The organism is Marinarcus sediminis (SeqCode) (assembly GCF_048571275.1).
GTDB lineage: Bacteria > Campylobacterota > Campylobacteria > Campylobacterales > Arcobacteraceae > Marinarcus > Marinarcus sediminis.
The window spans coordinates 1505737-1518649 of record NZ_CP182357.1; the positions used below are offsets into that span (position 1 = coordinate 1505737).

General features: G+C 33.1%; 12 protein-coding genes and 1 other RNA gene. 9 read left to right on the forward strand and 4 right to left on the reverse strand.

The features are described 5' to 3' along the window. Nucleotides 1–9: 9 nt before the first annotated feature. A complete protein-coding gene (locus ACNI3C_RS07560; protein WP_419769211.1) occupies nt 10–705 on the reverse strand; it encodes a rhodanese-like domain-containing protein in 696 nt (231 codons plus the stop codon). Nucleotides 706–992: 287 nt separating this feature from the next. Here ACNI3C_RS07560 and ACNI3C_RS07565 point away from each other — a divergent pair, with 287 nt between their 5' ends. Both ACNI3C_RS07565 and ACNI3C_RS07570 read left to right on the forward strand, forming a co-directional pair. Beyond that, nucleotides 993–1676: an endonuclease/exonuclease/phosphatase family protein gene (locus ACNI3C_RS07565; protein ID WP_419769212.1), complete on the forward strand. Its 684-nt coding sequence runs from the start codon at nt 993–995 to the stop codon at nt 1674–1676. 206 nt (nt 1677–1882) lie between these two features. Then, the gene (locus ACNI3C_RS07570; protein ID WP_419769213.1) at nt 1883–3307 is read left to right on the forward strand and encodes an EAL domain-containing protein; all 1425 of its coding nucleotides are present in this window, start codon (nt 1883–1885) and stop codon (nt 3305–3307) included. 18 nt (nt 3308–3325) lie between these two features. On the opposite strand, the gene metA is transcribed toward ACNI3C_RS07570, so the two are convergent. Beyond that, complete coding sequence (gene metA, locus ACNI3C_RS07575) at nt 3326–4234, reverse strand: homoserine O-acetyltransferase MetA (RefSeq protein ID WP_419769214.1); 909 nt, start codon at nt 4232–4234, stop codon at nt 3326–3328. A gap of 284 nt (nt 4235–4518) precedes the next feature. Between metA and ACNI3C_RS07580 the strand changes: the two genes are divergently transcribed. After that, complete coding sequence (locus tag ACNI3C_RS07580; RefSeq protein WP_419769215.1) at nt 4519–5457, forward strand: zinc dependent phospholipase C family protein; 939 nt, start codon at nt 4519–4521, stop codon at nt 5455–5457. An 11-nt stretch (nt 5458–5468) separates the two neighbouring features. Next, nucleotides 5469–5855 carry a hypothetical protein gene (locus tag ACNI3C_RS07585; RefSeq protein ID WP_419769216.1) on the forward strand — a complete coding sequence of 129 codons (387 nt, stop codon included), beginning with the start codon at nt 5469–5471 and terminating at the stop codon, nt 5853–5855. Between the two features lie 96 nt (nt 5856–5951). Here ACNI3C_RS07585 and ssrA read toward each other — a convergent pair. Beyond that, nucleotides 5952–6343: a transfer-messenger RNA gene (ssrA, locus tag ACNI3C_RS07590) on the reverse strand. A 152-nt stretch (nt 6344–6495) separates the two neighbouring features. Between ssrA and ACNI3C_RS07595 the strand changes: the two genes are divergently transcribed. The 5 genes from ACNI3C_RS07595 (at nt 6496) to ppk2 (ACNI3C_RS07615) (ending at nt 11126) form a co-directional block, all read left to right on the forward strand. Further along, the gene (locus ACNI3C_RS07595) at nt 6496–7692 is read left to right on the forward strand and encodes a saccharopine dehydrogenase family protein (RefSeq protein WP_419769217.1); all 1197 of its coding nucleotides are present in this window, start codon (nt 6496–6498) and stop codon (nt 7690–7692) included. Between the two features lie 64 nt (nt 7693–7756). Beyond that, entirely contained in the window at nt 7757–7924 is a 168-nt protein-coding gene (gene rd, locus ACNI3C_RS07600) for a rubredoxin (RefSeq protein ID WP_419769218.1), read from the forward strand. A 3-nt stretch (nt 7925–7927) separates the two neighbouring features. After that, nucleotides 7928–9055: a carboxynorspermidine decarboxylase gene (nspC, locus tag ACNI3C_RS07605; RefSeq protein WP_419771445.1), complete on the forward strand. Its 1128-nt coding sequence runs from the start codon at nt 7928–7930 to the stop codon at nt 9053–9055. A gap of 58 nt (nt 9056–9113) precedes the next feature. Continuing rightward, complete coding sequence (gene ppk2 / locus ACNI3C_RS07610) at nt 9114–9995, forward strand: polyphosphate kinase 2 (RefSeq protein ID WP_419771446.1); 882 nt, start codon at nt 9114–9116, stop codon at nt 9993–9995. Further along, nucleotides 9996–11126 (forward strand): polyphosphate kinase 2, encoded by a 1131-nt coding sequence (gene ppk2, locus ACNI3C_RS07615; protein ID WP_419769219.1) that lies wholly within the window; start codon nt 9996–9998, stop codon nt 11124–11126. 4 nt (nt 11127–11130) lie between these two features. On the opposite strand, the gene ACNI3C_RS07620 is transcribed toward ppk2 (ACNI3C_RS07615), so the two are convergent. Further along, the gene (locus tag ACNI3C_RS07620) at nt 11131–12894 is read right to left on the reverse strand and encodes a tetratricopeptide repeat protein (protein ID WP_419769220.1); all 1764 of its coding nucleotides are present in this window, start codon (nt 12892–12894) and stop codon (nt 11131–11133) included. Between the last annotated feature and the right edge of the window lie 19 nt (nt 12895–12913).

Sequence of the window (12913 nt, forward strand, 5' to 3'; positions counted from 1 at the left end):
TCAAATGTTTTAAGGTTTTATTGTGGTCAAATTTAAGAGTGTCCACGAATACATTCCCCCTCGATACCAAGAGAGTTTTTCAACAGGGTAACCGATTTTTAAGAGGTTTTGAATTGCCCAAGTTGATTGTGGGCACCATGCACCATTACAAAAAAGAAGTAAAGTTTTTGCTTTTGAAAAGTCATAAACTCCATCGTTTGATTCCACTCCTAATAGTTCTAAGGTATCTGAAAATTCAAAAGGTTTTTTTTCAGGATCAAAAGAGCTAAATGGAATGTTTTGAGCGGTTGGAATGGTTTTTTTTACAAACCAACTTGGCATTCTTGCATCTATTAAGAGCATGTTTTTATCTGTTTGAGCTTTAATCATAAAGTCAATAACTTCAATTTCTCCTACGGTTTCTATCCCTTTGGCAATAGTAATAGGAGCAATTTTCCCTACGGTTGTTACAAACGTTTTTTTACATTTTGCAGGGACATTGGCATTGGCATAATCTCCACTCCAAATGACTTCTGGATCGGCTCCATTGACTTTGGTACATCCCAACTCTTCACGGTCTCTTTTAATGACATAATTGTGGACTTTGTCGTTGTCATCGACATATTTAATAGCGACACCCATACCATTTAAGTCATAGTTGCTTGCAAAAGAGATTGTCCATCCCAGCGTTACAATAAGCACAGTCTTTAATACCATTGAATTCATAGAAGCTCCTTTTAGTTTTATTTGATTTATTATAACAAAATAAGCTGACTTTGGATACAAAAAGTGTCATTTTTTTGTCATTTAATTTTTCTGAAAAGATTTTTTATTCTTTATGCGTTGCCTAAATAAGTTGTAATTTCTTTGTAACTAAGCAAATTTATAATTGCAACTTATGGTTTAAAGGAGTTTGGGTTCAAAATAAAATAAAAACCCATTTTATCAAACGATATATCACTGCAGAACCAGACAAGAATAAGCGTAATTATTATATTGATAAAGAGTAAAAAATGAAAATAAATTTTAATATAGCAACATATAATTTGTGGAAGAATTGTGGAAAATTTCCTAAAAGAATTCATAAAATGGGAGATAAACTTAATCATATCGATTGTATTTGTTTGCAAGAAGATTATGAAGACAGACAGTTTTCAAGTAGCAACACCATCAATAAAACGTTAAATTTTAATAAAATAACCTTACCATTACGATTGAAAAAACGAGCTGGGGAAAAATCATCTTCAAACCTAACCATTTTATCAAAATATGAAATAAAGCTTTTAGAAAACATCTGTTTTAATGAAAATGAAGAGGATGAACGAGGTGCTCAAATGGTTCAACTTGAAGTAGATCATAAAAAAATTATTGTTGTCAATACCCATTTATCCAATTTAAGCCATTTGGGAAGAATGAATCAAATTGAGGTTATAAAATACAAACTTGAAAACTATCAAAGTGATTTGCTTATGATATGTGGCGATATGAACTCCAATGAAAACTCCAAAGAGATTAAACGAATAAAAAGATGTGGATACAATTCGGTCAATAAACAAGCCACCTATGAAGAGGAAAATTTGATGCTGGATTATATCTTTTATAAGAACAGTTTTGAAGTAGAAGTGAGCTCAAAAATTACTATTAAAGAGTTAAGTGACCACTACTGTTTAGAGAACAACTTTTGTTGGTCCCATTAAACAGAGCATTTGAAGCCATTAGGGGAAATGATATAACTCTCCCACTCTCTTTCAACACTCAAAAAATACAACGGGATATTTGATTGAGCACAAAGATAAAACGATTGCATATTAAATATAACGACGAATTGGATTAAAGAAAAGTTATTTCTTAGTTTAAATTTAAAAAAATATACTATAATACAAACTTATGAAAAAGGTTAGGTATGTTTAAAAAGAATTTTGATGAAATAATTCTTATATGTATCATTGTAGTTCTTGCCCCTCTGTTAATATACTATAATGTGTTTGAAAACGTGTATACCATTACACGTGTTTACGAAAAGTATAACTTTGATGAACTCTTTGTTATTTTTTTGTCGATGTTAATTGCTGTGGCGTTTTATGCTTTGAAGAAGTACAGTGATTTAAAAAATATCAAAAAAGAGCTGACATTAATTCATGAAACCGATACGCTGACCTCTTTAAAAAATAGAAATGCTTTTTTAAACTACGACGAAGAGAAGTATAAATATGTTGTACTGCTTAATATCATTGACTTTTCAGTCTTTAATAAATATTTGGGATTTGAAAAAGCAGATAAACTTCTGGTGTTAATTGCACAAGAGCTTCAACGTATCATTAAAGAGAATTTAAATGAAGAACTTTTTAGAATTTATGGGGATGAGTTTGCCTTTTACAGCAACGAAATCAACATAAAACACGCACTTCGACGCATTAGGTTACTGTTTGAAAAGAGAAATTTTATACTTGATGATTATGAATTTACGGTGCATTTGAATTTTGCGTATTCCAGTTGTTTTCCCAAATATCTCACCGCTGTATCGGCACTGCATTTTGCACGAAATTCTATTGAAAAAAGCATCTATAAATACACTGAAGATATTGCCATTCAACACAATTCACTTAAAATGCTTGATGCCCTCAAAAAAGGATTTTCTCAAAAAAATATCATTCCTGTTTATCAAGCCATCTATGACAATAAAAGTAAATCGATTTATAAATATGAAGCGCTTGCAAGAATAAAACAAAACGATACGTTACTCACCCCTGATTGTTTTATTGATGTGGCAAAAAAGTTCAAGCTCTATCACAAAATTACAAAAGATATTATAGAACACAGCTTCAATGACTTTAAAGATACTTCTGATGAATTTTCAATCAATTTGTCTTATATTGATATTATTAATGAAGGGACCAATACCTATATTTTTAAAATGCTTAATGCTTACCCAAATGTGGCAAAACGATTGACGATTGAGTTTTTGGAGACTGAAAATATCATGGATTATAATGTGTTACTCAAATTCACTGAACAAATCAGAGCATTTGGAACAAAAGTGGCTTTGGATGATTTTGGTTCAGGGTATTCAAACTGGAACAATATTCTTAAACTTCGTCCTGATTTTATTAAAATAGATGGCAGTTTGATTCAAAATCTTTTAAACAACAAAGATAACATCAATCTGATTAAACTCATTGTTCAGTTTTCAAAAATGAATAACATAAAAACTGTTGCAGAGTATGTAGATAACGAAGAGTTGGCAAAATTAATCAATATCTTGGGTATTGATTACTCACAAGGGTATTTGTATGCACAACCGCAAGAGCGTCATTTAATCTGGAAATAACGTTTGCGATTTGCAGTTTTATTTTAATTCAAAAGGTGTCTCTTGGTAGACATAATAATTGAGCCAATTGGCAAACAGAAGGTGTGCAGCTGAACGCCATTTTACAACGGGGTCATTGCTTGGGTCATCGTTTTTAAAATAGTTTCTTGGTATGTCAATTTCAAGACCTTTTTCGACATCTCTGATATACTCTTTTTGCAAAGAGTCATAATCATACTCCAAGTGACCACTCATAAAGACATGTTTTCTGTCTTGTGAAGCAACCAAACACACCCCTGAATCTTCTGAGTATAAAAGCAGTTCTAATTCGGGTACTTTTTCAATATCATCTTTTAATACGGTCGTATATCTTGAGTGTGGAATAAACGCTTCATCGTCAAACCCTCTTAATAATGGATTGGTTTTATTAAAGAGTTCATGGGCAAAAACACCAAAGGTTTTTTTCTCTTGTTCATACTTTAAAATTCCATGATGATAATACAAGCCCGCTTGTGAACCCCAACAAATATGCAGTGTTGAAGTGATGTTGGTTTTAGAGTATTCCATAATTTCAGTCAATTCATTCCAATACGAGACCTCTTCAAATGGCATGGTTTCTATGGGTGCTCCTGTGATAATTAAACCATCAAATGTGTGTTTTTTGACTTCATCAAAGGTTTTATAAAAACTCTCTAAGTGATCTTCTGAGGTATTTTTAGATTGATACGTAGCTGTTTTTAAAAGGGTGATTTCCGTTTGTAAAGGCGTATTCCCTAAAAGTCGCAACAGTTGTGTTTCGGTATCGACTTTATTGGGCATTAAATTTAAAATAAGAATTTTTAACGGTCGAATATCTTGATGGCTCGCTTGCGTGTCATTCATAACAAATATGTTTTCATGGTTTAAAATTTTGAATGCAGGAAGCTTTTTAGGAATAACAATAGGCACACTAAATCCTTGATTATTTTTTGAAGATTATAACATATTCTGTCAAAAAGTGTAAATGAGAGTTTGGATTTTAAGTGTTAAAGAGGCTGAATTTATAAGGGCTAAAAGTTAAAATGACACAGTGTACAAACTATTGAACACTGATTTAAACATCTTTCATTTTTTTAATTAAAATAATTATTAAAATAATTTTTTCAAGATTATTATAGTACAATAGTAACGTTTTTATTACAATATAGTATTTCAACCGATAATAAATTATGACAATATTGAAGGAAGTGAAAATGGCAGGAGCATATGCACATATAACGGCAGTAAATAAGGCATTTACTGAAAATGAATTGGAAGAATTGGGTCTCAGTAATGATGCATTTATTGCTTTGGCTGATTATTCAACTTTTACTGAATTAGGGTCAGTGAGTCCAGATTATCCCTATTTGGCAATCACTGAAAAACACAAAAAATGGGCTGACTTAATGCACTTAGAAATGAAAACAAAATCTTTTATATTAAAAGGTATTGAGGAGGTTAAAGCTATTGAAGATGAAGAGGACAGAAGAAGAGCTTTTGCATGGTTATGTGGACTTGCAGGGCATATAGTTACGGATGTAGTGATTCATCCTGTAGTTGAACTAAAAGTTGGAACATATGAAGGACATGAAGCAGCTCATAGGAATTGTGAAATGCACCAAGATGTATATATCTATAAAAAAATTACAGGTTATGGCGAGATTTCAGAAACAGAACAGTTATCTTTGTTTGGTGAAGAGTGTAGTAATAATGGGAATATGGGTGAGTTAAATAAAGTTGTTTCTTTTGTATGGGGGGAAATGTTAGAAGAGTTGAACAGTGAAGAGTACGCAATCAATAAACCAGATTTTGATACTTGGCACAGCAGGTTTCATTTCTTAGTATCCAAAATTGAAGAAACACAAAATTTTCCAACTATTTCAAGACATGTAATAGGATTGGATGGCGGAACAATATATCCTAAGTTTGATGAAGTCAATAAAGAAGAATATATTGAAAATCTAAAAGTACCAGGTAATAAAACAATGCACTATGATGATATATTCAATAAAGCTGTATCTCAAGTACAGCAAACTTGGAAAGTTTTAGATGAAGCAGTATATGGTAATGGGACTACTCATTTAGAATATTTTGCAGATTGGAACTTAGATAATGGTAGAACATCATCGGGTCAATTACAATATTGGGCATAAGGGGAAATAAGATGAAAAAAATATTACTAAGAAGTTTACTGATTGTTTTTGCAACTAATTTAATTATTGGATGCTCTTTAAAAAGTGATGATTTATTTGAATTAAAACCTAAGTTACATACTCTTACTAAAAGAGCAAATAATGCCATTGAAAAAAGAGGCATTGCAGTGGATAATGTAAAAGAGTTTCTTATGAATAAAGATACTATTTTAATGGAAAACTTTAAAGATTATGATGTAAAGATAAGGTATGAGAATAAAATTACTGTAGTTCTTTTGTGTAAAGATAATAAAGCCATTTATGAAGATTTATCTTGTGATTTAGAAATTGATGAAGATTATACTAATGAAAATAGAGAGTGCAATTTTTACGTATTTAATCCGATATGTAAAAAGTAAAAATGATAGAGATAGAATCTATATTAAGTATCAAGTAATGTATTAACTTAAAAAATTTCACAGCCCTTTTTTAAGAGTTACTGTGGAAATTTTAAATGGTGGAAGTGACGGGTGTCGAACCCGTGTCTTAAAACAAATACTACCAGCGTCTACATGTTTAGAGGGGTTGAAAAGTTTCACTTTATAACAGCTCAGCCCGCAAGGCAATCATAAAGCTAAGATTTAAAATGTCTCTTAATGGGGCAATCAATACCAAAAAGATAATCTATCTGGGTGAATCCACTGTAACCTGCATAGATAGAATCTACAGAGTGAACCTCCAAGGCCTCAACCCCTAAGGGGAGTCCTGAATTGTGAACTTATGCTATTTTAGCGTAAGCTGGAGCGTAATTTGTATTGTTTGCGTCTAAAAAATTTGAACGGTTTAAGGCGGTTCAGACCTACATGCAACTGATCCTCTCTGCTCTAATCGAAGCCATAACACTCCCATTAAAATAAACGAAGAGAGAATTATATCTAAACTATTGTAATTATACAAGATGGCTTGAAAATAGTTAACCTTTAAAATGCAATATAAAATTGTAACCATTTTTAAATCATTTCTTAGATAGAATATTGAATATTTTAATTGGAGATTTTTATGAGTAAAAAAGGTATTTTAATTATCGGTGCAGGTGGTGTTAGCCGTGTTGCAACTGTAAAGTGTGCTATGAATATTGATACATTTGAAAAGATTACATTGGCATCAAGAACCATCAGTAAGTGTGAATCCATTCAAGCAGATATTAAAAAAAATCAAGGTGTGGATATTGATGTTGCAAGTGTAGATGCAGACAGTGTTGATGCATTGGTAGAACTCATTAAAAAAGTGAATCCAAAATTGGTTTTAAACGTGGCATTGCCTTACCAAGATTTAACCATTATGGATGCGTGTACAGCATGTAACGTTGATTATGTGGATACAGCAAACTATGAACACCCAGATGAAGCAAAATTTGAGTACAAAGAGCAATGGGCAAGAGATGAACAGTTTAAGAAAGCGGGGATTAAAGCCCTTTTAGGAAGTGGATTTGACCCAGGTGTTACAGGTGTATTTTGTGCGTATGCGCAACAAAACCTTTTTGATGAAATCAACTATATTGATATTATGGATTGTAATGCAGGTGATCATGGTTACCCATTTGCAACGAACTTTAATCCAGAAATCAATTTAAGAGAAGTCAGCGCCAATGGAAGATATTGGGAAGAGGGCAAATGGATTGAAACCAAACCTTTGGAAATCAGAGTGGATCATGACTATCCAGAAGTGGGAGTGAAACCTTCATATTTACTCTATCATGAAGAGTTAGAATCATTGACAAAAAACATCAAAGGGTTGAAAAGAATTCGATTCTTTATGACATTTGGAGACAGTTATATCCAACACATGAATTGTTTACAAAATGTGGGAATGTTAGGCATTGAACCCGTTGAACATAAAGGGCAAAAAATCATTCCAATTGAGTTTTTAACCACACTTTTACCAGACCCTGCAAGCTTAGGGCCAAGAACCGTTGGAAAAACAAACATTGGGTGTATCATTGAAGGCTTAAAAGATGGGAAAAAGAAAAAAGTTTACATCTACAATATTTGTGACCACCAAGAGTGTTATAAAGAGACAGGCGCACAAGCAGTAAGTTATACTACTGGAGTGCCTGCAATGATTGGTGCAAAAATGATATACAAAGGTCTTTGGGATGGCAAAGGAGTATTCAATATTGAAGAGTTCAATGCTACACCATTTATGGAAGAGTTGATGACACAAGGTCTTCCTTGGAAAATAGTTGAGATTGATTGAGTTTAATAGCAATATTTAATGAATCAGTAGTATAATAAACGAATGTTTTAAAAAGGAGTCTATTATGCAAAAATATATCTGTACATTGTGTGATTATATTTATGATCCAAAATTAGGTGACCCCGATGGTGGTATTGCCCCAGGAACACCTTTTGAAGACATCCCTGATGATTGGGAGTGCCCAGATTGTGGTACTACTAAAGAGAATTTTGAACCTTACGATGAGGAATAGAGAATAGAAAATATAGCAACGTTGCCCAGCCCTGCATTTATTTGCGAAGAGAAGTTATTAAGAAAAAATTTGCAGCTTTTAAAACGAGTTCAAGATGAATCGGGGATTAAAATCCTTTTGGCTTTGAAGGGGTTTGCCCTTTGGTCAACGTTTGATTTGTGCGCAGAGTATTTAAAAGGGTGTTGTGCCAGTGGATTAAATGAAGCACTCTTGGCAAAAGAGGAGTTTAAAGGTGAGGTGCATACCTATTCACCTGCATTTAAAGATGAAGAGATAGAACAAATCGTTGAACTCTCACACCATGTGGTCTTTAACTCTTTTGCACAATTCAAGCGTTTTAAAAGTAGTGCCGTAGGGAAAACCTCTTGTGGACTTCGGGTAAATCCTGAGTATTCCAGTGTGGAGGTGGATTTATATAATCCGTGTGCCCCTTTTTCACGTTTGGGAATTACCCAAGCTAATTTTCAAGAGAGTGAACTTGAAGGCATTGAAGGTCTACATTTTCATGCTCTGTGCGAACAAAATGTCGATGCGCTTGAGGGTGCTTTGGCCAATTTTGAAAAAAACTTTGGTCAATATTTACCGGACATGAAGTGGGTGAATTTTGGTGGAGGTCATCATATTACACGAGCTGATTATGATGTTGAGGGGTTGATTCAACTTTTAATCGCCTTTAAAAAACGGTATCCACATTTAGAGGTTTATATGGAACCCGGTGAAGCAGTTGGTTGGAAAACAGGTGTTTTGGTTGCAACGGTGTTAGATGTTGTGGACAATGGAATGAAAATTGCCATTTTAGATACATCTGCTGAGGCGCACATGCCCGATACTTTGGCTATGCCGTATCGAGCTGACATCAGAAACAGTGGGGTTGCCAATGAAAAGGCATACACCTACAGATTGGGTGGAAATACTTGCTTGGCAGGCGATGTCATGGGAGATTACTCTTTTGACACACCTTTAGAAGTAGGAGACAAAATTATTTTTGAAGATATGATACATTATACGATGGTGAAAACGACTACCTTTAATGGAATCAACCTCCCTAGTATCGTAATTCTTAAAGAGGATGGTTGTTACCAAATTGTAAAAAACTTTGGTTACAATGAATATAAGTGCAGACTTTCATAAAATAAAAGGTTTTAAAGTGGGACACGAAAGAAATATAATTAATGACGAGTTTTCTGACATGGAAGTGATTGACAGTGAAAAATCTATCAAACACGATTATGAAAAAAAAGACAGAGTTCGAGAGGTAATGGAAGAGAAAGATGATAATGGTCCAAAAGTACAAATTTGGGTCAGAAAAGAGACTCTTTTATATGAAAAAGAGTTGACACAACTTCAAATCGAACTTTTAAAGCTTCAAAATCATGTCAAAGAAAATGGACAAAGAGTTCTTATTATTTTTGAAGGAAGAGATGCTGCGGGTAAAGGTGGAACGATTAAAAGAATCACTGAACATCTTAATCCAAGGGGTGCGAGAGTTGTTGCCCTTGAAAAACCAAGTGATGTTGAAAAAACACAATGGTATTTTCAGCGATACACGCAACATCTTCCAAGTGCCGGAGAAATCGTTTTATTTGACAGAAGTTGGTACAACCGTGCTGGTGTTGAACCTGTTATGGGTTTTTGTACACCAAGAGAGAATGAAGAGTTTTTAAAAGATGTGCCTGAATTTGAAAATATGATTGTCAAATCGGGAATAATTTTAATTAAGTTCTATTTTTCAGTCTCAAAAAAAGAGCAAAAGAAAAGATTTGAGAAAAGAAAGGTGGATCCTTTAAAACAGTATAAACTCACACCTGTAGATCAAAAATCTCAGAAACTTTGGGATGAGTACTCAAAAGCAAAATATAACATGTTGAAGGCTTCACACACCAATCTTGCACCATGGACAATCATTCGAAGTGATGATAAAAAGAAAGCAAGAATCAACAGTATCAAACATATTTTAAGACAAATTGAATACGAACATAAAATTTCTAAAGAGAGTTTAATTGTGGACAAAAAGATTTTAATCGACGCCTCAAGTGAAATCAAACGTTTAGAAAGGAAAAAAGGTAAATAGATGAATTTAAATGATTTTAGCAAAACAGATTTTAGTGGATTATATATCTCTAAAGTATCACATCCTACTTACGGAAAAAAATATATTGCAAGATTTCAACACAATAGAAAACGTTATGTAAAAGTTTTAGGATATACCAAAAAAGATAATTTAACCAAAGCAAGTGCCATTACACTTTTACAAAAATTTAAAACATCGTTAGATTTTGACTCAAACATCAATGCCAAAGATATTACCATTAATGCAAAAACGCATGAGGTAAAATTGGATAAAAGTATCTCTGACTTGCAAGATGAAAATAAATTCTTGCGATCCGTTTTAGGAAATGAGTATAAAAATGTCAATATTGATGTGTTAAAAGATGGTATTCAAAAAATATATGATTTAGAAGAGTTAAAAGATTATCAAATTGAGTTGATTAAACTTCAAGATCATTTGGAAAAACACAACAAACGTATGATCATACTGTTTGAAGGAAGAGATGCTTCTGGAAAAGGTGGCGCAATCAGACGGATTACACGATATATGAACAACAAACACTACCGTGTAGTTGCGCTAGGTAAACCCACTGAAACACAACGAAATCAATGGTTTTTACAACGATATATCGAACATTTTCCTACCGGTGGAGAGATTTTAATGTTTGATCGATCATGGTATAACAGAGCCATGGTAGAACCAATTTTTGGTTTTTGTACTCAAGAAGAGTATGAAATATTCATGGAAGATGTGGTGAATTTTGAACAAGATTTAGTACGACAAGGGATGATTTTAATCAAACTCTATTTTTCAGTTTCTAAAGCAGAACAGAAAAAAAGATTTGATCGACGAATCAATGACCCATTAAGACACTGGAAATTTTCAGAAGTAGATATGCAAGCGCAAGATTTATGGGGTGAATTTTCTGAAAAAAAATATGAGATGCTCAAACGGACAAGTTCGCGAAGCGCTCCATGGAATATTGTAAGAAGTGATAACAAACATCTCGCTCGTCTTGAAGCAATGAAAATTATACTCAATTCTGTGGATTATGAGGGCAGAAACTATTCGTTAAATTTTGAACCCAAAGAGGAGATTAATATCTCTGTTCAAAAAGAGTTACTGCAAATGAGAAAATCTCAAAATTATTGATTTTTTACCAAGGTGTCGAAGAGCTCTCTTCGTCACTTTTGTTTTTCACTTTTCTTAAAAAAGTTTTGGTTCGATTCTTCTGTAAAATATCCATCCATTTTTTCTCTTCTAAGTTTGAGAGTTCATCCTCTTTGATGGTTTGATTTTTAGCAGACGCTTTTTGTTCTTCTTTTGGCTTACTCTCTTTTTTGCCTTCTTCACTTTTTTCTTGATTCTCTTGAGTGTTTTTTGAGTCGTTTTGAGACTCTTTGTTTTTTTGATTTTTTTGTTTGTTCTCTTGACTCTCTTGGTTTTGTTGTTTATTTTGGTCTTGCTTATTTTGAGAGTTGTTGTTTTTTTCTTGATTTTTATTCTCTTGGTTCTGTTTTGGGTTCTCTTCGTTTTGTTTTTTCTCTTGCTTTTTTAATGCTTCATTGACAAGGTCAAGATTCTCTTTGGTTTGTGGGTCATTGTTCAGTTTTAAGGCTTTTTCATACATCTTTTTTGCACTGTTTAAGTCATTTAACTTCACATACGTATTGCCCAAATTATGAAGTCTTTTGGCTTCAAATGCTTTATCTTGGGTAATCACTTTATCGTAGTTTTCTAAGGCTTTTTTATAATTGCCTTGTTTGTAATACGCATTGCCCAGATTATAAAACCCTTCTGAATTGGATACGACTTTTTCATAATCTTCTGAAGCTTTTTTATACGCTTTATTTTCATACGATTTTTTGGCTTCGTTGAGTGTTTGAAAATCTAAAATGGAGGCATAAAGTTTCTGCGTTGGTGTACTGAAAAGTAAAATCAGCAATAAAGGTATGCCTTTTTTAAAGCTTGGAAATGAAGAAAACGCAAAAAAGAGCAACACAATAGCAAAAATAATTGGATAGTAAAAGAGTTCAGTATAGGTTTTATACTTAGTCAGAGTGGTTTTCTCTTTTTGTGCTTGGGCGTTGATGTCGTTTAGAATTTGTTGGATGTCACTGTCGTTGAGTGAGTAGTTAATATAACCACCGCCACTTTTAGTTGAGAGCTCTTTGATGTGTTCATTGAGTTTTACTGTAACGATTTGTCCTTTATTATCTGTGAGGTACCCCTCTTTGAGTTTAATGGCAGAGGCTTTGTCTGTTGCCAGCGCAATGGAATATACTTTAATTTTATTCTCTTTTGCATACGTTATCTCTTGGCTGTAATCCTCTTTATTCCCCCCATCACTCAATACAATTAAATTTTTACTGCTGTACTCTTTGAGCAGTTTTTTTGATGTTTCAAGCATGGACATTACATTGGAACCGCCATCAAAATTTAAACCAGTATCGAGGTTTTCAACCAAATAGTTTAAAGAGTTAAAATCTTTGGTAATAGGGGAGAGTATAAACGATGACTTAGCAAAAAGTATTACCCCTAAAGAGTTGTTTTTTGAGTATTGGATAAGCCTTTGAAGTTTCTTTTTGGCAAGGCTGAGTCTGTTGGGGTAGATATCTTGAGCCAACATCGATTTTGAAATATCAATGGCAACCACAATAGGGATGGTTTCTTGGGAAATATTTTGTTCTTTTTCATTCATAACGGGTCGGGCAAGGGAGAGAGTTAATAGAATTAATGCAATAAAAAAGAGGTAGTTTCGAGTCACTTTGGATAACCCTTTATTTTGTGCAGAAATTTTGTTTAAAATCTCTTCGTTAAAATAGTTTTGAACCGCACTTTTTTTGGTATTGAGCAAGAAGATGAGTAAAATAATGGGTAATAACATCAACAACAAAACATTGGGGTATAGAAATTGCAACACATTATCCTTAGTAAAA

Excerpts from the sequence above, each read along its gene's own strand:
- ACNI3C_RS07595 (WP_419769217.1), top strand. The coding sequence starts at position 6,496 with ATGAGTAAAAAAGGTATTTTAATTATCGGTGCAGGTGGTGTTAGCCGT.
- ACNI3C_RS07560 (WP_419769211.1), bottom strand. The coding sequence starts at position 705 with ATGAATTCAATGGTATTAAAGACTGTGCTTATTGTAACGCTGGGATGG.
- ACNI3C_RS07585 (WP_419769216.1), top strand. The coding sequence starts at position 5,469 with ATGAAAAAAATATTACTAAGAAGTTTACTGATTGTTTTTGCAACTAAT.
- ACNI3C_RS07580 (WP_419769215.1), top strand. The coding sequence starts at position 4,519 with ATGGCAGGAGCATATGCACATATAACGGCAGTAAATAAGGCATTTACT.
- ppk2 (WP_419769219.1), top strand. The coding sequence starts at position 9,996 with ATGAATTTAAATGATTTTAGCAAAACAGATTTTAGTGGATTATATATC.
- ppk2 (WP_419771446.1), top strand. The coding sequence starts at position 9,114 with ATGGAAGTGATTGACAGTGAAAAATCTATCAAACACGATTATGAAAAA.
- ACNI3C_RS07565 (WP_419769212.1), top strand. The coding sequence starts at position 993 with ATGAAAATAAATTTTAATATAGCAACATATAATTTGTGGAAGAATTGT.
- rd (WP_419769218.1), top strand. The coding sequence starts at position 7,757 with ATGCAAAAATATATCTGTACATTGTGTGATTATATTTATGATCCAAAA.
- ACNI3C_RS07570 (WP_419769213.1), top strand. The coding sequence starts at position 1,883 with ATGTTTAAAAAGAATTTTGATGAAATAATTCTTATATGTATCATTGTA.